This window comes from Myroides sp. WP-1 (assembly GCF_014145635.1).
In the GTDB taxonomy this organism is placed as follows: Bacteria; Bacteroidota; Bacteroidia; order Flavobacteriales; family Flavobacteriaceae; genus Flavobacterium.
In genome coordinates, this window is sequence record NZ_JACHTC010000002.1 from 24861 (window position 1) to 48739 (window position 23879).

Consider the following 23879-nt stretch of genomic DNA (forward strand, 5'->3'; position numbering starts at 1 on the left):
AATGTTATATCGTTTAGAAATACAGAAGATACTCTTGCAAATTCAGGAGTATGTCCAGGATTCGAAAGATTGTATTGCTTTGTTGAAGCAAGCAATTTACATAGCAGATAAGCATTCGGATATCAATTGGGCAATTGATTTGCGAATCATGTTGATTCGCGAAGAACGCTGTTCTTCTGCTTGTATTGAAAGTCCTTTGGCTTTTGCTTGGCTATTAGAACAAGCGCGTTTGCATCCTGATTTATTATCTGAAGCAGAATTTCTGGAAGAATATGAATGGATGATTTGTTCTGCGTATGGTAATGTGGCTGTTTCTTTGGATCAAGTACATGCTATTGCTGCGGATTTGGAAGAAAAATTAGAACAATTCAACGCCTCTAAACGCAGTTTTTATTATACCATGGCTGGTTTTGCTCAACATTTGGGTGATTACAACTTAGGAGCTGAATATGTAGCGAAAGCTAGGGAAGAAGCACTCGGTGAAGATTGTAGTGAAGCGATGGCCTATGACAATGAAATTGAAAGCGCCGCTCGATTAGGTTATTTTGATCAAGCTATTGATTTGATGCACCAGATGGAGTACAAAAAGATACGCGATTTCTCCCTGCCTTTTGAAACCTATATCTCAATGGGGTATTTTATGGTGCGCTATGGCGATGAACGCGCGCGCATTTATATTGATAAAGCCAAAGAAGAATTTGTGAAATTACCCGAGGTAAATAGTTCTCTCCTTTATGGATTGACACGTTTGATCTACGCTTTGCATCTATTAGACGATGCGGATCGTTGGGGATATTATGAAATTATCGCAGGTTGGGATATCGATGCAGAAGATGACTTAAAACTGATGCTAAGCCGCCATATGATGTTCGTCTTAGATCAAGAAGAGAAAAAACAATTAACCCTATCTCCTTCTGTTTCCTTTTATCAGGAAAGCGGTTATTATGATCTCAAAACACTATCTAATGCTTACAGAGAAAGTGCTTATGATTGGGCAAAACGATTTGATTTGCGCAACGGAAATACCTTTGCACAAGATGATCTGAACCGAATGGAAGAAGAGAATAAAAGAAAAAAAATGCTATGAATTACAATTTAGAAATCCAAAAGATTCTACTCAAAGTAGATGGACTTAAGAGTTTAGAGGACAAAATAGTAGCGCTGAAAGAAGCAATTCAATTGGCAGATCAACACAATGATATTGATTGGGGATTTGATTTGCGCTTGGATTTAATTCGCCAAGAACGCAATACATCTCGTTGTAATGAGAGTTTTCCTGCTTTTGCATGGATCTTACATACCAGTGATGCTAACGAAGATTACTTTGACGAATCAGAATTTCTATGGGAATACAAGTGGATGTTTTGCTCAGCCTATCGCAGTGCATTAATTCCGATGGATGAAATTGAGAAAATTGGAGAAGATTTAAAACGCAGATTGGTCAAAAATGGATTCAGTACCCGTGCATATCACAATGTGATGACAGGATTGGCTTTCCATTTACGCGATTACGATTTAGCGAAACAATACATTGATGCCGCTAATGCAGAACTTGTAGATGATATGACCAATTGTCCGGCTTGTGAATTGGATACTGAAGTAGAATTGCTTTTGTTTCAAGACAAGTTAGACGATGCTATCGTGAAAGCACAAGATTTAATACACAAGAAATTAACGTGTTATTCAATGCCTTTTCAAACGTTCTGTAGCTTGACGTATTACTCGTGGAAAGCGGGAGATATGGAAGGTGCAGCGAAGTACTTTGACAAGGCGATTGAAGAATATGAGGCACATGACCAATACGATAGTTCTGTGGGCTATTCTATGGGCTTGTTGATGTCATATATGAATGCGATCAATCATCCTGAAACGTGGGCGTTCTTTGAACGTATTTCTACTTGGGACATTGAAGCAGAAGATATCCACCGTTATAACTTTGCTCGTTATATGTTGCCAATTATGAAACAAGGAGGAAAAAGAGAACTACAGCTATCTACGCAATTGGATTATTACAGAGAAAGTGGTATTTACGATTTAGAAGACTTGTACACATACTTCAAACAACAAGCACAAGCATTTGCAGAGCGCTTTGATGCCCGAAATAAGAATACAAATTACACAACGGAAATTGCAGCGTTGTAAATGATAACAGTTACCATAAAGTAAAAAGGGAAGCATCTTGATGCTTCCCTTTTTTAGTAAATTGTCATTGTTTTTTTGAAGAATTTCTTCGGAGCAAAAAACGCTGATTGCTTCAAACAATCAATTCCCCCCTTCTTCCATTGAAATTGTTCGATTGGGTTGAATAACCTCACGCAAGTTTACGTCGTGAGAAACCAATATAATTGTTCCCTTATAGTCTTTTAAGGCTTGATACAAGCTCTCCAAACCAAAAATATCTAGGTTGTTACTCGGTTCATCTAGCACTAAAACATCCAAGGTATCTAAAGAGAGATTAAGACAACAGATGGTCAGGCGCAAGCATTCTCCACCGCTTAATTGCGCTACTGGTTTGGTCCACATTTCAGGGCGAAAGCCATATTGAAACAGGGTATTCTTTAAGCTAGCTTCATCGAGTAAGTTGTGGTTAAAGTGTGCTGCCTGCTCAAGTAGGGTTTTGCTGTGGTCTAAGAGGGAATAAAATTGATCCAAATAGGCTATTCGATTCGTCATTCGATCAATCGTACCCTTTGTTGGTTGTATTTTTCCTACAAGTAGATGTAGTAAAGTCGATTTACCAGAACCATTTGTTCCTTCAATTAACAAACGTTCTCCACTTCTAATTTCTAAATTAACAGGCGTTGACCAAATTTCAGTCGATTCGCTCGTATACTGATGATTGACGTCCTTGAGTTGAAAAAGTACTTTATTCGCGTGGAGATCTGAGTCATTAAAAGACAAGTGAAACGGCTTTAATTGTTCGAGTTGGTCTTTTAGTTGCCATAATTCTCCTTGTAGCTTTTGTTGTTTTTCGGCTTGAACTTCTGTGCTCTTTGCACTGCTGTTTTCTGCAGCATTTTTAAGCATATTAACCACAATTTTAGGCAATCCGCCCTTTTGTTCCGCCCTTTTGTTTTGTCCTACTGCTTTTTGTTGCTTTTGCACTAGTTTTTGCTGTTCCGTCTTTACCTGACGCATATCTTTCGACAGTGAATCTATTCGATGTTGAAGCGAATCTAGTTCTTCTTGTTTTTGTGCTTTGTAAAAATCGTAATTTCCCTTGTACTGTTGAATACCTTTAGAGGTGATCTCAAAGGTCAAGGCCTGGCGATTGAGTAACTCAATGTCGTGACTTACTAACAGTACCGTTCCTTTATACTGATCCAAGAAGTTAAACAGTAATTGTCTGGTGGCTTGATCGATGTGATTGGTCGGTTCATCTAATAGAAGTATATCCGGTTGATGAATGTGTATTGATGCAAAATATACACGCATTTGTTGCCCACCACTTAACTGCTCCATCGGCAGGTTTAAGTCTTTTTCTGCTAGTTGCCAGTATTGAAGGGCTTGCGCTATATTCTCCTCAATCTGCCAATCATCATCCAAATCTACATAGTCTTGTTCATCGATAGAGCCTTGTAAAATTCGATGTAAAGCCTGCACTTTCTTATCCGTTTGTAAGGCTTGTTGAATAGTTTGACCTGATAGGTGATTGCTGTTGATTTGGGGCAAATAGTAAGCCGTTCCATCTAACTGAATAGCAGATAATGGAGTCGTAGCAATGAGTTGTAATAATGTACTTTTTCCTGTGCCATTGGCACCGATTAGATTGGCTTTTTCTCCTTTGTTAAGTACGAGATTAACCTGATGAAATAAAGGAGTTTTATCCGAATGTTCGTAGGATAAATTTTTGATAACGATAGACATAATAATCAAATTAAGATAGATGAGTATAAAATTCATGTGGCCCGTATACCACTACTCACGGTCTTGGAGTGAAAATCACATAAATAAATAAGTATTAGGAGTCTAGAAAGATAGACACCAATCAAACATTTTGCTCCTACAAGTTGCCTGCAACTTGTATTATTAAAACGAGATACTTATTTATATTTTCATTCGATTATTTATTCGTTACTACTGATGCAAAGGTAATAAAAAAAGCTATTCGATATGGAATAGCTTTATATAGTTCTTAAAAAAGACTGATCTGACCTTGTTGGCTGTTGTCTTTTGCGGGTTTCTTTTTTTCTTTTTTAACCTCTTTTTCTGCTTTATCATCTTGTGATTGAACAGGAGGAAATGTTTCTTCTTCAAAGAGATTCAGCGTTTCCTCTTCGACTTCTTTTGTTAAACAATCTGCAGTAAAAGGGGCTTCTGACTCAATGCAAATAGAAGTTTTTGTTACAATGCCATCAAATACAGGAGGTGTGGCTTGTTGAGCCCATGAAGGAGTCACAGCTTCTTCTTCTTGTAATTCTGTCTTGGTTTCTTCCCTAAGAATTGACTCATCCACAACATCCGTTATCGTTTCGGTTTCTGCTGTAAAAGTAGGTAGCTCTTCTATACGTGTTTCCTCTTGTTTTATCTCTAGAGGAGAAGCTATTTCTTCTTTATCTGATGGTTCTACTGCAACAACTGTTTCCTCATCTTCATGCGTAGCCTTTTCAAGGACTGTAATTGATTCGTCATTTACCTCAATTTCGTTGCTTTCAGTTTCTTCTACAAGAGCATCCACAGGAGGCGTCTCTTCCAAAAGATCAAAAATGGAATAGTTTTTTACAACGATTTCATTTATATCAATCGTAGGATCAAGCAACGGACTGTTGTCATCTTGTATTTCTTCACAACTCTCACCTTCTAAAATAGTAGCTTCTTCAATAATGATTTCATTGACGCCCAAACTCGGAAAACTCAAGCGATCAGGCAAATCTGTTTCTGTCGTATCAGAATCTTTATTTTCTGTGGTAAAGCTTTCAACCTTGTTTTCAAGATCAACTAAAAGACGCTTGATTTTTTTGATATGCGGATGATCAGCAAAGGTTTCTTTTTCGTATACTAATTCTAAAAGCTTGTACATCGTATACGCTTCATGGTACTTTAAAACGATCGCATGCTTTTTATTGTGATCTAAAATGGATACTTGTTTCTGAATATTCTTGGCTTTGTCCTCTAGTTTAACAAGTAGATCTTCTTTTATACTAACCAATAAAGCGTCTTTGATCGATTGTACAACATAGTCATCGGTTTTTTCAACCATCTGAATAACAGTAAGAAGAACATCGTTACTTAATTTAAATTGAATTTTTGTCGTCATTGTGAGTATTGGAAAGCCAGTTTAGTCGTTTCAAATATTGATAGTTCTACAAAATAATGAAAAAAATATGACTTTACACTGTGTTAGTAAAAACATTTAAAAGGCTTTGTTACCTAAAAAAGCTTGCTTACTTTTAAAGGAGAAATATCGACTATATTGAAACAGTTTCCCACTCCCATAGCGTTTAAATATCCATGGCGCGATTATCAAAAAAAGGTGTTAGATCAACTGGCCATTCATTTGAATGACGATAAGTTGCACTTAGTTGCGCCACCCGGATCAGGTAAAACGGTTTTGGGTTTAGAAGTGATTTTGCGTTTAAACCAACCAACGTTAATTTTAGCACCAACCTTAGCAGTAAAAAATCAGTGGATCGATCGCTTTTGTTCCCTCTTTTTACAAGTAGATGAGGTACCTGATTGGATATCGACGCAGTTAACGCAACCCAAATTTTTAACGGTTTCTACTTACCAAGGGTTACATGCGGCATTTAATTATTTGAGAGAAGAGGAAGAACTAGATGAAGATGCTGCAGTAGTGGAAAATACAGTGTATACGAATAGCCATGCAGAAGAAATTGTCAAGAAACTTCAACGCGTGGGCGTGCAGACGCTCTTGGTTGATGAGGTTCATCACCTGAGAAAAGAATGGTGGAAAGCATTGGATCTGTTAGATAATAAGCTCAAACCTACTATTGTTGGACTGACAGCAACTCCTCCGTATGGAGCATCGAGCTTTGAATGGCAACGCTATATGGAATTGGCAGGTCCTGTAGATGAAGAGATTGCTGTACCGACTTTGTTAGAAGTAGGAGATTTATGCCCGCATCAAGATTTTATCTATTATTGTACCCCTTTAGCCGAAGAAAGAGAAAAAATATTAGCCCATAAAACTAATGTGTATAGTTGCTATACAACCTATAAGTCTCATGCTGTATTGGTTGATAATCTCAAGCAATTAGCTCTTTTTAAACAGCCTTTGGAACACTTGGATTGGATTTATGAAAATTTGACAACGTATGTAGCTTGTTTGGTTTTTATAAAAGATTGTGATCAACAAGTGGATAAAATTCACCTTAAAGTTTTAGGATTATCTCAAGACGAAATTCCACCTTTGGATTTGGTCTGGTTCGAGAAGATGCTCAACTTTTATTGTTTTCAAGGGGAAGATTTTTTTCAGGCAATTGCCACTTATCCCTCTATGAAAGAAGAATTAATTAAGAGTTTGAAAAGTAAGGGGTTAGTGGCCTACAGGCAGGTGCAATTGGTTCACGATAGCAAAGGAGATGATCTGTTGTTGTCAAGTCTGAGTAAGTTAGAGAGTATAAGAAAAATACTCGATTTTGAGTACACCACTTTAGGAGGTGATTTGCGTATGGCAATCTTAACGGATTACATCCGCAAAGAGTATTACAGTACAACCGAACAACCTCCAGCTGTTTTAGGGAAATTAGGGGTTATGTCGATTTTTGAAACGCTTAGACGCCAACATAAAACAGCTCAGTCAATGGCCGTTTTGACGGGATCTGTAGTCCTTTTGCCAGCAGATTGTGTCGATCGTTTACAAGAAAAAGTAACGGATCAAGAGGGTATGTTGGTTTGTACTCCATTGACTTATGATCCTCTATATGTTTCATTGCAGCTAACCGCCACGCAAAGAGGAAGAATTGTTCATTGGATGACACAATTATTTGAAGAAGGATATATTCAGGTGTTAATAGGTACAAAATCTTTATTAGGTGAGGGATGGGACGCACCAGCAATTAATTCGTTAGTAATGGCGAGTTCCATAGGTGCTTTTATTACTTCGAATCAAGTGCGAGGACGAGCTTTTCGAATTAACCCATCGGATCCAGCAAAGACAGCCAATATTTGGCATTTAGCCTGTATTGATGAATATGCAAAAGAAGGAGGTAAGGATTGGGAAATAATTCACAAGCGTTTTCAAACCTTTGTTGGAATTTCAACTCATGATCTTCCTCAAGATGTTTTTATCTCAAATGGTATAGAGCGATTAGGAGAAATAAAATCGAAGAAGAAATTTGATCCGATATATGTCGAAGCACAAAATGAAAAAACTTTTCAATTAGCCCAACGCAGAAGTGAGTTGAAGGAAAAGTGGTTGTACGCAATTCAACAAGGGACTCATTTAGCAGAAGGAGTTCAGGTGTTGTTCTCTTCGCCAAATGAACGAAAAGACCCTACACAAGCCAAGCGATTTTACACCAATAAAACCCTTATATCTGCCTTGGTTACGTTGGTTTGCTCTGCAATTTTTTTCGTAACCTACCAGGTTATTGGGTTGGGAAGAGGAATCTTGTTTCATGGGTTAAGTTTGTGGTCTTTAGGTTATTGGTTTTTTCAAACTTTTGTCTTGGGATTAGGGTTGCGCTTCGGTTGGAAGGGATGGAAATACTATAAAATGTATCAGAAATTTGGAGATATCCGCAAGGATGTACAGCAAATAGGAGAGGCTTTGTGTAATACCTTATGCCATTTTGATTTAATTTCTACTGCTCGTGAACATATTCAAGTAACTACTGAGAAGGAATTTGGCGGAGGAGTGTTCTGTTCTTTAGAGGGAGCTACCCTGAGAGAAAGTCACATTTTTGCTTCTTGCATGAAAGAAATCTTATCTCCTATAGAAAATCCGCGTTATGTATTGGAACGCAAAACGCTATTGCCTATTCAGGATAGTGAAACAGATTTTCACGCGGTGCCCGACTGTATTGGTGTCAATAGAGAACGGGTGAATTATTTTGCACAACAATGGACGTATAAAGTAGGGCGAAATAGAATTGTTTATACCAGAACACCAGAAGGGCGAAAAGAACTTATTCAAGCAAGAATAACAGCTATCGTTAATCAACTTGATGAACCTACTGTAAAACAAGAACATCATTGGTTGTAAAAAAAGAACGTCCCTTGTAGGGTATACAAAGGACGTTCAACTAACTAATCAATTAAAATGGGTCATCACGCCACTTTATATAAAAGTGTTTAATCTTATATTTTTTCGGTGAAGAAGAGTATAAGGTAAACAGACTTTTCAAAGAATTAAATTTTTATTTTTTAGCAAATCAATTTAAAATTGTTTGTAACACTTAGTATTAGTAGATTGTATATTTGATTTGTTACATGGAGGTAACTTTTTTTTTTGTTAAAGTTTTCCTTAACAAGAGAAATATATTCCCTCCTTTTTCAACCTCTTTTTTTTATTTGCTACTTCTACTTTTGTCGCTGAACGTAGCCTCTTTAATACTCTTTTTATTTGAACTGTCTCCAAAGGTATACGTTGCGCCAATGCTTAAACTTCTACTGTTCCACGTATTGCTAAAGGATTGGATATTGTCCTGGAAATAACTTGTTCCACTAGATTTTCCTGTATTGAATATATCGTACACAGATAGATTTAAGTTTAACTTTCTGTCGAGTAAATTGGCTTTTAAACCCGTTGATAAGGCTTGGTATTTGGCATACTTTGAGTTGTCTTCTTTATGGGGAACTTGGTGATACCAGTTTAAAAATACATTCAGTGTCTTTGCCTGATTTAAGGTAAAGGTATTTTGAGAGTAGTAACTAAAATAAACACCATTTTGGGGAATTTGATTTGCCTTGCTATTTCTGTAGTAAGACTTTCCATAAATCAAATCTGTGCCCGTACTCGTTTGCCACCATCCTGTTATTTTTTCACTGTATGAAGCGGTTATCCCGTAGTTATCACTGTTGAGCATATTGTAATAGGTACTGACAAATACGTCGTCGACTAATGTTGAATATTGATCAAAAGAATTTGAAATATGATAATAATTAAAACTAACAGACAATGCGCTATTAAATAGGTAGTTCAATTCAAAGTTATCCGTAAAAGAAGGATCTAATTCCGGATTTCCACTGTTGTATGAATAAGTGTTTGCATAATAGCGAAACGGATTTAAAATGCTAGAATACGGTCGGTTGATACGCTTAGAATAGTTAAAGCTAAACGCGTGTTTTTCATTTGGGTTATAAGCCACAAATACAGAAGGAAACCATTTGTTGTATGATTTGGTGAATTTTTCATTTGTTTCAAGTAAGTGTCCTTCTACCTCTGTTTGTTCAAAGCGAACTCCTCCTTTTACATTCCACTTGTCGTTGAGTTGTTTGTTCAAACTTAGATAACCTGCATAATTGTCCTCCTTGTAATTAAAGCGATTGCTACGTGTTGTATCATACGTGAGTTGATCTTCAAAGCGGTTGTAGTAAAAAACCTTAGATCTATTATCATAATTGGTGTATTTACCTCCAAATTCAACATCTACCCACGGTAATTTATAGGAAAGATCGGCAGTACCACTCCAAACTTTATAATTTAAATCATTGGTGAAATAAGTTGATCTAGTTTGATTGCTTGGCGAGTTGCGTTCGTCCATATTGGTTGAACCTTCAGGGGCATTGGTAAAGTAGTTCATTCCTAAAGACAATTTGCTACCTAATGAATCAATATTGTAATCGTAGAAGGTATTCAAGGTTTGATATAGATTGTTGTTGTTGACTTTAGTTAAAGAGTTGATTACAGAATCAAGTGTATAAGTAGGTAAAGCAATATATTTTGATTCGTTGTTGTTACTCGTTGAGTTTTTGTATTTAGACAAGTCATAAGTTACTCCAACAAGACTATTGCTTGATAGTTGATAATTCGTTGTTAGGTTTAAACCTGCAGAATTGTAATTGCCTGTAGGATCTCCATAAGCATCTAAAATTCGATCTTTATTGGTGTAAGTGTATGAATTTACATTGCCGTATCGACCATCGTTACCGTTGGCTTTTAGCATTAAATTCCACTTTTTGTTTTGATAATTTAGACTCCCATTTCCAGAAATAGCATTATAGTTATTATAAGAATAAGAACTGCTAACCGATCCATATAAACCAAGAGACTTGTTTTGTTTTAAAACGATGTTGATCAATCCGCTATTTCCACTGGCTTCATATTTTGAAGGAGGATTGGTGATAACTTCGATTTTTTCAATGTCGTCAGAACGTAGAGTTTTTAAATAATTCGTTAACGCCTCTGCCTGAAGGTGCACAATTTTATCGTTGATCATAATAGTGACGCTGCTCTTTCCTACAAGGCTAATTTTGTCATTTTGTACTTTGACCATCGGTGTGTTCTTCAATGCTTCGATTGCATCCATTCCTTGTGAAGCAATACTAGCTGAGGTATTAAATACTAAGCGATCTGCCTTGCGCTCCACGAGTTTTTTTTCTGCCTGAAGGACAATCTCCTCTAACGCAGTGGAAGATTCGGTGATAATCTCCCCTAAATCTAGGTCGCGATCTAAAGTGATATTTTGCGTGTAAAGCTGTTGTCCTAGATAGTTAATCGTTAATGTGTATTGAGCTGTTGGAATATTCGTTAGATTGAATTCTCCCGTTTCTGAAGTAAAACCTTGTTGAACCAATTGATCGTCTGTCTCTTTTAATAGATGTAGTTCCGCAAAATCAATGGGTTGTTTGGCTTGGTTGAGTACTTTTCCCTTTATGCTATTTTGTGCCTGAAGTAATGCTATACCACAGAAAAATGCCATAAATAGAGTTAGATTCTTTTTCATAGTAATGGATTTTAAACAAACTTATCAACAGTGTTAATAAGTTTGTTAACAAGTCGGTTTGTTTTGGTTGATAACTAGGTTAATGCCTATAAGTAGCTCTATTAATTTATTTGTTACGAATTGTTTAGCTTTGTTTATAACTTTTTTGATTTCAAGATTAAAAGTGCTTGTGTTTCAACTGTTTTTTATAAGTATTAACAAAGTTATCAACACCTTGTTTTTATTTTCTGTTGATAACATCTTTATTACTTCCTTGACGTTCTCGTACTTTTATTTTTGAATTTCCAAAGCTATAGCTCAACCCCATGGTGAAGTAGCGGTTGTCATTATACATGTTGTATCCTTGTTTTACACCATCTGACGTTGCTTCTGCGCGTAAATGTGATGTTCTTAAGATGTCGTTCATATAAGCTGAGATATTTAGTTTCTTGTCTAATACCGCATATTTCAATCCTAAACTTAATGCATACATAGGTTTCAGCTTCCAGTTTCCACTGTTTAATTTAGATTGATACCAAAAGTCTATTTGCGCCTGAAAAGTTTGAGGTTCGTTTAATTGAAGGGTTGTATTAGAGCTCACATAATATCCCATTCCATTGTTGGTTTCTAAATTAATAGGTTGCAATAGTTTAGAAGAGCTGTAAAATACGCTGATTGTGTTTTGTGTATTGATCCAATGCCAAGCATCAAATAGATGTGTGATTCCTAAATTGTAGTTCTCTGCATCGAAGATATTGTCGTGTTTCAACATTTGAATGTTATTTGCTGTATCAATGGTTGAAAACTGCGTTGACATATCAGTTGCCTTTGAATAAGAGGCATTGAGGAATAATTTATTTCTAAAAGTGTAACTAGCAGTAATAGTATTGGTAAAGGTTGGTTTGAGTGAGGGGTTTCCCGTTACATAGTTGTACTCATTTACATACCATCGGAATGGATTGAGTTGCCAGAAACTAGGTCTGCTAATTCGGCGATTTGCAGTAAGAGAAAGCGTATTGTCATCATTCACCTTATAATTAACATATAGACTAGGGAAAAGCTCTGTGTAATTTGTTTTTTTCTTTTCTGCTGTAGCTACAGATTCACCCGTTGTTTGTGTGCTCTCTACGCGTAAACCAAGTTGTGCCTCCCATTTTTTAGAGAAGGTTTTGGTTGCGCTGAAATAGGCAGCTTGTATGTTTTCTTTGTATACAAAATGGTCGGCTTGTATAATCTCGTATGTTGTTGCATTTTCGTTTGCGTTGAAGGAATTAGCATTGTTGACAGTTTGTACAAAACTCACTTTTGCTCCATAAGATAAATTAACGAAAGACAACGGCTGTTCAATGTCTATTTTGGCGCTGTAATTGTCGATCTTTTGATCGCCATCCGTTTGTGAATCTTGTACTTTGTTAACAACGTTATCAACAATGGTCGTATTGGTGTTGAAAACTCGGTTTTTATTTGTTGTATAGTTAAAGTAATCCATGTCTAAGTTTAACTTATTTCCCAGTGTATCAAACTTATGCGAGAAATTTAAATTCAAAGCATGATTGTTGAAATCTGGATTAGATTTTCCCTTTGTATCAATGTTTTTTATTAAGTTATCAACAAGGTTATAAACATTGGATTGATTTTTGTCTGCGGTTTTTTGTGTGTTTTTGCTTCCTCTATACTGAAAACCAAATCCAGTTTTGTCAGTGGCTTGATAATCCAATTGGAAACTACCAGCTATATCTTCGTTTTTCTTTGTTTCTCTGTAGATTGTTTTCCACGTTTCTGTTGGATAATACAGATCCATTTTTCCAATTTCTTGGTTGTAGCCCTTACTTGCATTTAGCGATGCAGCAACTGATATGTTGTTTTTGCTGTAGTTAAATACATCGCTAAATTTCCACGTTGCTTTATCTGCAGTTTCAAATCCAGCACTTACCTGATTGTTCCAAGAATCTTGTTTGGCTTGTTTTAGTACAATATTGATTAAACCACTGTTTCCACTAGCCTCATATTTAGCAGGAGGGGTTGTGATAATTTCTATTTTTTGAATGTTTTCTGAAGGTATCGTGCTCAAATAGCTGATGAGTTCTTCTCCAGTAAGAGGAAGCATTTTGTCGTTAATCATCACCTGCATGTTGCTTTTTCCAACTAAGGAAATCTGATCCTTGTCTACCTTTAACCCAGGGGTTAGTTTTAAAACATCTTTGGCATTGCTGTTGTTGGCATGTACAGATTGATCAATGTTGAAAACGGTGCGATCAATTTTACGCTCTATTAATTTGGGCTTTGCAGATACTACGATTTCGTTTAACACTTGATCTGCTTGCAGAATAATCGGATCAAGTGTTCGATCCATTGTGATTGTAATAGTTGCTTCATATTGATTGATGCCCGCATTGAGAATACGCAAGGCATAGGTATCAGCAGCAATAGGAGTTAAGGTAAAACTTCCTTTTTCATCCGTATAGGTGTGTAGAATTAATTCTTCCTGTTGATTGAGTAAAAGGACTTCTGCATAATCGATTGGTTGATGTGTTGCGTCGAGAACAGATCCTGTTAGCTTTGATTGAGCCTGACTTACGAAGGAAATAAGTAAACAGATAAAAGTGATTAGTTTAGTTTTCATGTAGTGTTTCTATTTACTAGAAAACAAACTAAAGTTGTGCCAAGAGAATTATATTTTTTTAATTCGCTGAAATTTAGTATATTAAAAAAGTAGGGCAGCAAGTAAGTGTCCGATTCCGAACAACAGAATAATAAAAATGAACACATAAAAAAAACTGCTTTTGGGGAAAGCAGTTTTTCGTTAAGCATATATGAATTTTGAATTTCAATTTCAGATCATTCATTTTAAGCTTGACATTGATTTTGTTGTTTATGTTAACCAAAGGTACGATAAAGTTTAATAAAATGGAACTAAAATATAATAAAGTGTTACCTTTGTGAAAGATAATTTATTAAACTACAAGGTTTATTATGCAAACACCAACACAAAAATGTAAATTTCAATCAGAGAAAATGCGAACAAGAAGAAAAGAATTAGGTTTTTCACAAGAATATGTGGCAATGAAGCTGAATATTTCTCAAAAAGCATATTCTGATATTGAAAGTGGAAAGACAAAATTAAAGAATGATGTACTCAATGAAATAGCAATTATTTTAGAGATTTCACCATTTGAAATTTGTCCAATTGCCTGTGATTGTACTTCTGATTTGCAAACAAAGCACGGACGACTTATTGAGTATCTTCAAGAAAAGGATATTAATTTTCCAGAAGATCTGATTTAAATGGCGTGCAATCTAACCTGAAACCTATCGTTTATATTTTATAGGAAAAGAGGTCTTCTTTTGAAGACCTCTTTTTGTTTATATATTCCATTGCAGGAGGCTTGCGCCCCATGAAAATCCTGCGCCGAATGCAGTTAAAAGAAGCAAGTCTCCTTTTTTGATCTGATCTTTGTATTCCCAAATACAAAGGGGAATCGTCGCTGCTATTGTATTTCCAGAATAAGTGATATTACTTAAAGCTCTGTGCTCCTCGATACCCAAATCCTTTCCTACAGCATCAATAATGCGCTTATTGGCTTGATGGGCAACTAACCACTGTACGTCGTCTATCGATAAGTTATTTCGATCTAGAAGCGCTTGGCATGTGTTACTCATTGCCGTAACAGCATTTTTGAAAACCACTTTACCATCCTGTTTTAAATAACGGTATTCTTCCTTCCATTGGTCTGTTTCATAGGGATAAAGTGATCCGCCACCCTTGATATTTAAATATTCGATTCCCTTGCCATCGCTAACTAACAAGGCATCTTGGATTCCTGTTTCTAGAGAAGGTTCTAACCATACTGCACCAGCTCCATCTCCAAATAAAATATTAGTTGATCGATCTGTGCGGTCTACATAACTGCTAATCTTGTCTGCTCCAACAACCACGACATTTTTATAACGTCCTGTTTCAACCAAAGCTGCTCCCATGTCTAATGCATATAAAAAACCAGAACAAGCAGCGTTCATGTCAAAAGCCCATACATTAGTCAAATTGAGCTTATGACAAACGATGTTCGCTGTTGAGGGCATTGGCATATCTGGAGAGGAGGTAGCAATTATTATTGCATCTATTGTTGAGATGTCTTTTTGGTAAGAAGAACACATCTCTTTTATGGCTTCTACTGCCATATCCGATGTCGCTAGACCATCTTCTAAAATTCGTCGCTCCTTAATTCCTGTTCTTTTCATAATCCATTCATCAGAAGTATCTGATAAATGTTCTAAATCAGCATTGGTGCGCTTGTTTGTTGGGAGATACCCTCCAAGGGCTGTGATTTGAGCATATTGTTGTTTATTCTTCAACATTTTCGTGAGTTTTGCGACTTATATGCAAATAATAATTAAATTCATTTAAGGAGGGGTTTTTCCTTTAAAGAACTCAAATCTCGCTATTTTTAAGAAAATATCAGTAGTTAAATAAACGGTATAACTTGTCAAAAAGACGTATAAATTATTTGAAATGTTAATTTATTAACTTAAACTCGCGCGGTGATGATCCGGTGCTATTTTTAAAAAATTTGCTAAAGAGTGCGACATCTTGAAAATTTAGTTCACTGGCTACAGAAGTCACAGAATTATTCGGATTCTTTAAAAGTATTTTTGCCTCGAGAATGATTGATTCTACAATGATGTCTTTTGGTGTTTTACCAAAGATTTCAGTAATGACTTTAGTGAGGTGTTTTCTACTGATGAACATGTGATCTGCATAGAATTGCACACTTCTCTCTTTTTTAAAGTGAGAAGATACTAATAGGAGGAAATTCTTGGTTAACTCTTCTTTTCGAAGTGTCTTTTTTTCTGTTTTAGCCAAGACGCGTTTATTGTAGAAATGACCTAATTCATACATCAAAATAGAAAAATGATGGAGGATCAATTGGTGGGTAAACATATTGTCTTGATCAAAAACAAGTTTGTTCAATCGCTTCATATGATAGTTGAGTTCTTTAATCAAATGACTGTTTAGCGATAGAATTTTTGGATATTGAGAAGAAAAAAACTGAATGAGATTATTGGATTTAAGATGAAAACCCGCATCTAGAAATAATTCACCACTTGCAAAGAAAGCCTGTACACTAAAATCTTTGGTGTATTGAATAATCTCAAAAAACTGTTGTGGCAAAACAACGAGAATATCGTTTTTTTTCACTTTCGTTGGTTCTAAATTGATCGTAATCTCACATTCACCTGATTTGATGAGGATCAAACCAAAAGAAGCAAACGTATAGGGTTTGCCAATGACAAAATATTGACTGTGCTTAGGACCAATTTCTACAACGGCTAATCGCTTGTCTACAATAAAACGTTCGTATCGATTTAAGATATCTTCAATAGAGTAAGATTGTATATAATTATTCTTCACAATAGGGTAACATAGTTAAAGGGATAAAAATAAGAAGTACAAGGGATAAAAAACTTGTTTTAGGTTAAGAAAAAAAATAGAGTAGAAAATAATTTTCTACTCTATTGTGATTTGTTTTATTTAGGTCAACGAAGAAACACTTCTAATGATGATCTACAAAATTGCGGTTTGGTTCATAATCGGATTCCATTTCTGCTTGGTAATCGATTTTTTCTTTTTGACCGAAACGCTTGCCTATTTTGTCAAAAATAGAGTAGATGATCGGTACAATAACCAAGGTTAGTAAAAGGGAAGATAATAACCCACCGATGATTACCACAGCTAATCCGTTGTTCATTTCAGCTCCTGCTCCACTTGCTAAGGCAATAGGTACCATTCCGATAACCATGGCAATGGTTGTCATCAAGATTGGTCGCAGACGCGCATGGTTGGCGGCGATCAAAGCATCGTGAACACTGTCTCCAGACTCTACTCGGTGGTTAGCGAAATCGACCAGTAAGATCGCATTCTTACACACTAAACCAATTAACATAATGATTCCTAAGATGGTAAATATGTTCAAGGAAATATTGGCGATAGCTAAAGCTAATAGAGCTCCAATAAATGATAGTGGCACAGAAAAGATAACGATAAACGGTTTAGAGAAACTGTCATACAAAGCAACCATTACCAAATAAACTAGAATAATAGCAGCTAATAAAGCGATTCCTAATGTACCAAATCCTTCTTCCTGATCTTCCATAGTTCCTGTCCATTGGTATTTTACTCCGGGCTTTAAGGTTAGCTGATCAAATTTTGGCAACCACTCGTTGGCAATATCTCCAGGAGAACGACCAATAGTTTGCGACTTGATTGTAACAGATGGACTCTTGTCTCTTCGCTCTAAAATGGATGGACCTGAGCTATAACTTACCGTTGCAAATTGTTCAAGCTTCACATCTTTTCCTTGGTTGTTTTTAAAGTTGATCGTTTTTACGTCGTCTATGGTTGTTCTTGCATATTCTTGAAAGCGAATGTTAATATCGTATTCATACTCACCTGCTCGATATTTACCGTCAGTATTTCCGTTAAATGCTGTTTGCATGGTCATACCCACCGTGTACATGTCTAATCCAAGAGCTGCCATTTTATCGCGATCTACTTGTACGTTGATTTCGGGACTTCCTGTTTCGGTGGTTAGTTTTGTTTCCATCGTACCAGGTATTTGATCTAACAAAGCCTTGGCCTGAATAGCAAATTCCATGGCATCATCCAAGTTAGAACCCGTAACAGTTAAGGCTAAAGGCGCTTCTTCTGCTCCAATTAACCCAACAGGTACTGTTTTTACTTTTACACCGACCATCAAAGGAGCTAATTCTTTTTTCAACTTCGCTGCATAAACGAATGAACTCTCGCTTCGTTCTTTTTTATCCGTTAAGATAACGTGTATTTCTGATTTGTATTTGGTTGCCTGACTTCCACCATAGCCCTCAGAAGACTGTCCAACGGTGGTAATCATGTCTACTACTTCCGGCTTGGTGCGCAAAAAGGCTTCTGCCTTTTGTGTCATATGATTGGTCTGTTGTACAGAAGCGTCTTTATCTAATTCTAGCTGTACTAAGAATTCTCCTTTATCTGTTTTGGGGAAGAATTCTCCTCCCACATATCCCAAAGAGGGAAGTGCTAAAGATCCAAAAAAGGCCAATGCTACAATAATCAATACAATAATCGTGTTTTTCGTTGAGTTTAATGCCCAAACTAATAAACCTGAAATACTGTGTGTAAATGATGTCAATCCCTTTTCAAACCCATGAAGTATTTTTCCAAAGAAAGAGGTTGGTTGGATGACTTCAATTTTACCATATCTTGAGAATAACCAAGGAACTATGGTAAAAGAAACCAACAAAGATAACATCGTTGCTATAATTACTGTGACACAAAACTGTTTAATGATATTTGGCACTAACCCTGATGACATTGCAATAGGTAAGAATACCACTACAATAACTAAGGTAATTGCTGTTACGGTAAAACCAATTTCTTTTGCCCCATCATAAGAAGCGCGTACTTTGTTTTTACCCATTTCCATGTGGCGGTGAATATTTTCAATTACCACAATGGCATCGTCTACTAAAATACCAACAACTAAAGAAAGTGCAAGTAAACTCAATAAGTTCAGTGAATAACCCAAAAGGTAGATCCCGATAAAAGTCGCTACTAACGACAAGGGAATGGCAACCATCACAATCAGGGCATTTCTGAAGCTATGTAGGAAAAACAACATAACAAAAGCAACTAATACAATCGCCAAGAACAAGTCGAACATTACAGCATTTGCGGCTTCTAAAGTAAACTGAGAAGAGTCATTCGCTGTCTTGATGTTTAATTGAATATCAGCGTAGTTTTTCTCTACTTCAGCAATAGATTGTTGCGTTAATTCACTCACCGTAACGGCATTGGCATCCGATTGCTTGATGACCTGCATCAATATCGTTGACTGTTGATTCAAACGCGCAATCTTTTCTACTTCTTTTACCCCGTCTTGCACATCGGCAATATCACTTAAACGAATGTCGATTCCACCTTGAGAAGCAATTACTAAGTTTCTCATCTCTTCGATGTCTTTGTATTTCCCAGCTAAGCGAATAAGCGTTTGTTTGTCTCCTGATTTTACACTTCCTGTAGGGAAATCTAAATTAGAACTCAGTACGGCTTGTTGTACCATTGGAACGCTCAATCCGTAAGCTTCAATTTTTTTAGGATCAAGTAAGACCTGAATCTCTCGTTCTTCTCCACCAACTAACTCTACTTTAGCCACTCCGGCTACACGAGAAAAAATAGGTTGAATCTTCTTATCTAGTAAGTCATATAGCTCTTTTTCCGTTAGATTACTCGTTACACTTAGCGTCATAATGGGTAAATCACTTAAAGAGTATTTCTGTAGAGAAGGAGGATCAACGTCTTTCGGTAAGTCTTTTAAGATCGCATTGATCTTGCGCTGCGCATCGTTCAATGATAAGTCTACGTTGGCTTCTGAAGTTAGGTAAATCATTACAGTAGACAAACTCTCAAAAGACAAGGCTTCTACTTTTTTTACATTTTCCAAAGAAGCAACGGCATCTTCAATTTTTTTAGTTACGGTATTTTCAATTTCCGAAGGGGAAGCTCCTGGATATACTGTGGCAACAGTAATCACATTGACTTCAAACTTGGGAATTAATTCGTAACTCAGGTTTTTATAACTAAATATACCTCCGAGTAAAAGGGCTATAAAAAGCACAATGATGATGCTCGGACGCTTGATGGATATTTCGGCTATTTTCATATGTCAATCCCTTCCTTTAGGACGTTATTTAATAATAGTTACTGGGGCTTGGTCTGTTAGATTAATTTGTCCTGAGGTGATTACAATTTCACCTTCTTTTAATCCCTCGAGGATTTCGACAAAATCACCTAAATTTCTCCCTGATACGACTTGAGTAGCTACTGCTTTGTTGTCGATTACACGGTAAATTAAGTTCGAACTTACACTTCCAACAAAGGCATTGCGGGGAATAAGTAGGAGAGGTGTATCTTGATTTTTATCTGCATCAAAATAAGCCGAACCATACATTCCTGCTCTTAGCTTGTTGTCTTTGTTGTTTGTCAGTAATAAATCAACCGGATAATTTAAGGCAGCGTCTGCTTTAGGAGCGATAAAAGTTACGATTCCTTCGAATTGATCGTTGGGAAATACACTGGCTTTTACTTCGATTTTATCTCCTTCTTTTAAATTGGCAACGTGACTTTCATCTACATTGACCCTTAATTTGAGCTGATTGACATTGACAAGATCAAAAATAGGCGCGCCAGGAGCAACAAAACTTCCTTGTTCTACGTGTTTTTTATTGATAATACCATCGATCGGAGCCTTGATATGTGCATCTCCTGCAGTAATTTGAGCAGATTTTAAATTCGCTTCTGCATTTTGTACCATTAATTTTACTTGATCTAGCTGTTGTTTGGTTACTCCACCAGTAGTATAAGCGCTTTCAAAACGAGCTGCATCCGCTTTTGCTGTTGCATATGCAGCCTCTGCATTGCGTACTTGTACATGGATCTGATCGCTGTTAACTAGAGCTAAAACTTGACCTTTGCGCACTTGCGCTCCTTCGTCAACAAGTAGTTTTGCAACACGTCCAGGTGTCTCAGCCGCTAGCGTTACTTCTTGATACGGGACAAAATTTCCGTTAGCTTTATAATTGGCATCAACAACTTGTACCGTCGCTTTTTCTACGCGAACCGTAATTGTTGCGTCTTGTTCTGCTACAATAGCAGTCTCCGCATCGTTGTTTGATTTATTGCGATTTAATATATAGACAGTCCCACCAATCAAGACGATAAGGACTAAGGCTGTAATTATTTTTTTCATGGTTGTTATTGAAATTAGATAGTGAATTAGTCAAGTAACGTTTTTAGTTCTCCTTGTGATTTGACAATTTGAATCTCGGCCAGTTTAAAGTCTAGCAATGCCGTTGTATAGTTGTTTTCTGCTTCTGTATAAGCATTTTCGGCATTTAATAAATCGGTTAAAGTAGCTAAACCATGTTTGTAGTTGTTTTGCATATTGGTCAAGATACTTTTTGCTAGATCAACATTTTCCTTTTGAATATTGATGGTGATTAATGCGTTTTCGATTGATTTTTGCGCATTGACAAAATCCAAAGTAAGTGCCTGTTTTGTGTCTTCTAATTGCACGTCAATTTTTTGGATGTCCACTTTTGCTTGTTTAACCTTCGCTCTGGTTTCAAAACCATTAAAAATAGGTAGCTTTAATGAAATTCCCACCGCAGATGCACTGGTCCAAAATACACCATCACTCGGTTTGTTGCCCCAAGGAAACTTGTCTCCCATACCTTGATAACCAAAAGTTCCAAAGGCAGCCAACGAAGGATAGTAATCGGCTTGAATAGATTTCAATTTATAAGCCAATAATTCTTTTTGCTTTTCCAACAGGTGAACCTCCGTGCGGGTATCGATGTTGTTCTCAGTCAACACCGTGCTTTCATCAATGGTAAACGTATTTGCGGGCATTTGAATAGCAGTAGATAAATCCATCCCCATAAAGAATTTTAGCGCATTTTGTTGAAGTTCCACCGCATTGATCACTTGTTGCTTGTTCGCTTTTAGATTGCTTAAACTAACTTTTGTTCGATCTAAATCAATCTGAGTCGCTAAACCATTGCGATGTAAATCTTCAATAATATTTTTGATATGTGTCGTGCTGTTGATGGTAGTCTCTAGCGTTTGTAGCATCGCTTGTGATTGAAATACTTGATAGTAGGTCGACGCTACCTTTTCAATGATTTGCTCATCCGTCAGTTCTTTGTTAATAATGTAAAACTCTTTTGCCGAACGCGCCGCTTTCAAGCCCATAAAAACGGCTTGATTGAATAATATTTGCGAAGCAGTAGCCGTGATTTGCGAGTTCCACTTTAAGTTGAACGGAATCATTTGAGTTTGTCCGCCCATGGTTAAAGGCATCTCCTGAATCTTGACGTTGTTGGCAAGGTTAGCCTCTACATTGAGATGAGGTAAAGCATTTGATTTTACTTCTTGAATCTGGTAGTCGCTATTTTCAATATCCAAGTTCGCTTGTCTGGCTTCAGCTTTGTGAAGTAAAGCATAATGCAAAGCGTCCTTTAGCGTTAAAACAGGAGCTTGTGCCCATAGGCTACAAGAGAGAAATAGACAGCATAAGGTTGTTAAGGTTTTATTCATTTTTAATGCTTTCTTTGAGTTCTAAGTATTGTTTGAGTCCTTTTTCTGTGGTGATACTTCTAATGTGATGATCCAGGTGTAAGGCGTGTAATTGCATATGTGTGTATTCTTCCGGTTCGAAGTAGTCGTGATCGTCAATGAGTACAACAGAAGCAATGTGAAGACGCGCTGTAAATTCAATATCTAAATTTGAACGATAAACCCCTTCTCTAACTCCCTTTTCCAAGTTGCGCTCAATAATACCAACATATTTTTTCTTGTGAAAAATCTTTTGCTTTTGAGCAATTTTAGGATAGTATTTGTTTAATTGATACAAACAAACGGATGTTTCTACAGCAAATACTTCGTTCATGTTATTGTGCGCAGCAATGATTTCGGCTACAGCAGGTCTGTTTTGTGCAATAACGGATTCGAGTGATTTTAAAAACTTTTCGTTGATGTAAACTAAACTCTTTTCAATGAGTTCGGGTTTGGAAGCATAGTGTTGATAAATGGTTTTTTTAGAAATAGATAGCTCTGCTGCTATATCATCCATTGTGATGCTTTTAAACCCTTGGGATAAAAACAAATGTGTTGCTTTTTCAAGTATTGTGGTTTCCATGAATCTGATTTTTGATGAGCAAATATAATTCGGAAACTTTATTCGTTTTATAGTTTCCTTAGAATTATGAAAACTTTAACTTGCTTGGAAGTTTCCATGGTAAAAGACGTGATGAAAAAGGAGATGTAAAGCTTGAAAGGATTGAGATTGGAATTTATCAAAAGGATAAAAACAGTAGGTTGAACTATGATTTTGTTGGAAATTTGGTGGATAACTGATCTATTTTTAAGATATTTGCGGCTGTTAAGTGGCGAGCGTACGGAGAGAAACTGAAAGTCTTTAAAAAACGCGTATTTTTGCCTAAATTTTTTTTGAACATGCAATCAATAGCAAAATATAAAGAACAGATAGCTTCATATCTTAGTTCAATACAATTAGATGGACAACCGATCGAACTTTATGAACCTATTTCGTATATTCTTTCTTTAGGTGGAAAACAGATCAGACCTGTTTTAACACTAATGGCAGCGGATGTTTTTAATGAAGATCCTACAAAAGCGATACAAGCTGCTACCGCTATCGAATTGTTTCATAATTTTTCTTTGATGCATGATGATATTATGGACGATGCATCACTTCGAAGAGGACACCAAACAGTACATGAAAAATGGGATGTGAATACGGCTATTCTGTCAGGGGATGCGATGTTGATTTTAGCGTATCAATATTTTGAGCATTATGAACCAACTGTTTTTAGAGACTTGGCGAAGTTGTTTAGTAAAACAGCAATTCAAGTTTGTGAAGGACAGCAGTACGATATTTGTTTTGAAGGTCGTTCGGATGTGAAAATCGAACAGTACATCAAAATGATTGAGTATAAAACAGCTGTTTTAGTGGCAGCAGCGCTTAAAATGGGAGCGATCGTAGCGAAAACAACGGAGGAGAATGGGAATCAGATTTACAATTTTGGATTGAATTTAGGAATTGCCTTTCAATTGTTAGATGACCATTTGGATGCCTTTGGAGACGAAGCAACATTTGGTAAGCGCATTGGAGGAGATATTCTTGAAAATAAAAAGACTTTTTTATATCTAAAAGCATTGGAAAATGCTAATCCTAAGCAAAGAGAAGCATTGGAAGGTTTTTATGCTTCAGTAACCTGTGCGGATGAAGAACAGAAAATTTCAAGCGTGAAACAATTATTTGTTGAAACGGGTTCACAAGAAGCTTCTCTCAAGTTGATTGAACAATATACAGAAGAAGCTTTACATATTTTAGCTGACTTAGCTATTGAAGAAGATAAAAAAGAGCTTCTGCGTGTTTTTAGTAAGGAATTAATGAACAGACAAATGTAGTAGTA

The 23879-nt window shown here is 36.4% G+C and carries 15 protein-coding genes; 5 read left to right on the top strand and 10 right to left on the bottom strand.

Annotated features, from left to right (window positions below; all coding sequences use genetic code 11):
- Position 1 precedes the first annotated feature (1 nt).
- Complete coding sequence (locus H4K33_RS01870) at positions 2–1087, top strand: hypothetical protein (RefSeq protein WP_182646813.1); 1086 nt, start codon at positions 2–4, stop codon at positions 1085–1087.
- Positions 1084–2142, top strand: coding sequence for a hypothetical protein (locus tag H4K33_RS01875; RefSeq protein ID WP_182646814.1), 1059 nt, complete (start codon positions 1084–1086; stop codon positions 2140–2142). Before H4K33_RS01870 ends, H4K33_RS01875 begins: the two co-directional genes overlap by 4 nt.
- 120 nt (positions 2143–2262) lie before the next feature.
- Here the strand turns inward: H4K33_RS01875 and H4K33_RS01880 are convergent, their stop codons facing one another.
- Both H4K33_RS01880 and H4K33_RS01885 read right to left on the bottom strand, forming a co-directional pair.
- Entirely contained in the window at positions 2263–3867 is a 1605-nt protein-coding gene (locus tag H4K33_RS01880; protein WP_182646815.1) for an ABC-F family ATP-binding cassette domain-containing protein, read from the bottom strand.
- A 268-nt stretch (positions 3868–4135) separates the two neighbouring features.
- Complete coding sequence (locus H4K33_RS01885; RefSeq protein WP_182646816.1) at positions 4136–5257, bottom strand: hypothetical protein; 1122 nt, start codon at positions 5255–5257, stop codon at positions 4136–4138.
- Positions 5258–5413: 156 nt separating this feature from the next.
- On the opposite strand from H4K33_RS01885, the gene H4K33_RS01890 reads away from it, so the two are divergent.
- A complete protein-coding gene (locus tag H4K33_RS01890) occupies positions 5414–8167 on the top strand; it encodes a DEAD/DEAH box helicase family protein (RefSeq protein WP_255493522.1) in 2754 nt (917 codons plus the stop codon).
- Positions 8168–8471: 304 nt separating this feature from the next.
- On the opposite strand, the gene H4K33_RS01895 is transcribed toward H4K33_RS01890, so the two are convergent.
- Together H4K33_RS01895 and H4K33_RS01900 are read right to left on the bottom strand one after the other, a co-directional pair.
- On the bottom strand, positions 8472–10850 hold the full coding sequence (locus H4K33_RS01895; RefSeq protein WP_182646818.1) for a TonB-dependent receptor domain-containing protein: 2379 nt from the start codon (positions 10848–10850) through the stop codon (positions 8472–8474).
- Positions 10851–11070: 220 nt separating this feature from the next.
- Positions 11071–13452, bottom strand: a complete 2382-nt coding sequence (locus H4K33_RS01900; protein ID WP_182646819.1) for an outer membrane beta-barrel family protein — start codon at positions 13450–13452, stop codon at positions 11071–11073.
- Between the two features lie 392 nt (positions 13453–13844).
- Here H4K33_RS01900 and H4K33_RS01905 point away from each other — a divergent pair, with 392 nt between their 5' ends.
- A complete protein-coding gene (locus tag H4K33_RS01905) occupies positions 13845–14114 on the top strand; it encodes a helix-turn-helix domain-containing protein (protein ID WP_255493523.1) in 270 nt (89 codons plus the stop codon).
- A 78-nt stretch (positions 14115–14192) separates the two neighbouring features.
- Here H4K33_RS01905 and H4K33_RS01910 read toward each other — a convergent pair whose 3' ends face one another.
- The 6 genes from H4K33_RS01910 to H4K33_RS01935 form a co-directional block, all read right to left on the bottom strand.
- On the bottom strand, positions 14193–15185 hold the full coding sequence (locus H4K33_RS01910; RefSeq protein ID WP_182646821.1) for a beta-ketoacyl-ACP synthase III: 993 nt from the start codon (positions 15183–15185) through the stop codon (positions 14193–14195).
- Between the two features lie 157 nt (positions 15186–15342).
- Complete coding sequence (locus H4K33_RS16660) at positions 15343–16239, bottom strand: helix-turn-helix domain-containing protein (protein ID WP_182646822.1); 897 nt, start codon at positions 16237–16239, stop codon at positions 15343–15345.
- Positions 16240–16381: 142 nt separating this feature from the next.
- Entirely contained in the window at positions 16382–19543 is a 3162-nt protein-coding gene (locus tag H4K33_RS01920; protein ID WP_182646823.1) for an efflux RND transporter permease subunit, read from the bottom strand.
- Between the two features lie 24 nt (positions 19544–19567).
- A complete protein-coding gene (locus H4K33_RS01925; RefSeq protein ID WP_182646824.1) occupies positions 19568–20629 on the bottom strand; it encodes an efflux RND transporter periplasmic adaptor subunit in 1062 nt (353 codons plus the stop codon).
- A 26-nt stretch (positions 20630–20655) separates the two neighbouring features.
- Positions 20656–21978 carry a TolC family protein gene (locus H4K33_RS01930; RefSeq protein ID WP_182646825.1) on the bottom strand — a complete coding sequence of 441 codons (1323 nt, stop codon included), beginning with the start codon at positions 21976–21978 and terminating at the stop codon, positions 20656–20658.
- A complete protein-coding gene (locus H4K33_RS01935) occupies positions 21971–22579 on the bottom strand; it encodes a TetR/AcrR family transcriptional regulator (RefSeq protein ID WP_182646826.1) in 609 nt (202 codons plus the stop codon). Before H4K33_RS01935 ends, H4K33_RS01930 begins: the two co-directional genes overlap by 8 nt.
- Before the next feature lie 317 nt (positions 22580–22896).
- On the opposite strand from H4K33_RS01935, the gene H4K33_RS01940 reads away from it, so the two are divergent.
- Positions 22897–23874, top strand: coding sequence for a polyprenyl synthetase family protein (locus tag H4K33_RS01940; RefSeq protein WP_182646827.1), 978 nt, complete (start codon positions 22897–22899; stop codon positions 23872–23874).
- Positions 23875–23879 lie beyond the last annotated feature (5 nt).

What these genes read in the sequence shown, in the direction of transcription:
- H4K33_RS01895 (WP_182646818.1), bottom strand. Translation starts at nt 10,850, where the DNA reads ATGAAAAAGAATCTAACTCTATTTATGGCATTTTTCTGTGGTATAGCA.
- H4K33_RS01885 (WP_182646816.1), bottom strand. Translation starts at nt 5,257, where the DNA reads ATGACGACAAAAATTCAATTTAAATTAAGTAACGATGTTCTTCTTACT.
- H4K33_RS01930 (WP_182646825.1), bottom strand. Translation starts at nt 21,978, where the DNA reads ATGAATAAAACCTTAACAACCTTATGCTGTCTATTTCTCTCTTGTAGC.
- H4K33_RS01910 (WP_182646821.1), bottom strand. Translation starts at nt 15,185, where the DNA reads ATGTTGAAGAATAAACAACAATATGCTCAAATCACAGCCCTTGGAGGG.
- H4K33_RS01875 (WP_182646814.1), top strand. Translation starts at nt 1,084, where the DNA reads ATGAATTACAATTTAGAAATCCAAAAGATTCTACTCAAAGTAGATGGA.
- H4K33_RS01905 (WP_255493523.1), top strand. Translation starts at nt 13,845, where the DNA reads ATGCGAACAAGAAGAAAAGAATTAGGTTTTTCACAAGAATATGTGGCA.
- H4K33_RS01925 (WP_182646824.1), bottom strand. Translation starts at nt 20,629, where the DNA reads ATGAAAAAAATAATTACAGCCTTAGTCCTTATCGTCTTGATTGGTGGG.
- H4K33_RS01940 (WP_182646827.1), top strand. Translation starts at nt 22,897, where the DNA reads ATGCAATCAATAGCAAAATATAAAGAACAGATAGCTTCATATCTTAGT.
- H4K33_RS01920 (WP_182646823.1), bottom strand. Translation starts at nt 19,543, where the DNA reads ATGAAAATAGCCGAAATATCCATCAAGCGTCCGAGCATCATCATTGTG.
- H4K33_RS01900 (WP_182646819.1), bottom strand. Translation starts at nt 13,452, where the DNA reads ATGAAAACTAAACTAATCACTTTTATCTGTTTACTTATTTCCTTCGTA.
- H4K33_RS01880 (WP_182646815.1), bottom strand. Translation starts at nt 3,867, where the DNA reads ATGTCTATCGTTATCAAAAATTTATCCTACGAACATTCGGATAAAACT.
- H4K33_RS01935 (WP_182646826.1), bottom strand. Translation starts at nt 22,579, where the DNA reads ATGGAAACCACAATACTTGAAAAAGCAACACATTTGTTTTTATCCCAA.
- H4K33_RS01870 (WP_182646813.1), top strand. Translation starts at nt 2, where the DNA reads ATGTTATATCGTTTAGAAATACAGAAGATACTCTTGCAAATTCAGGAG.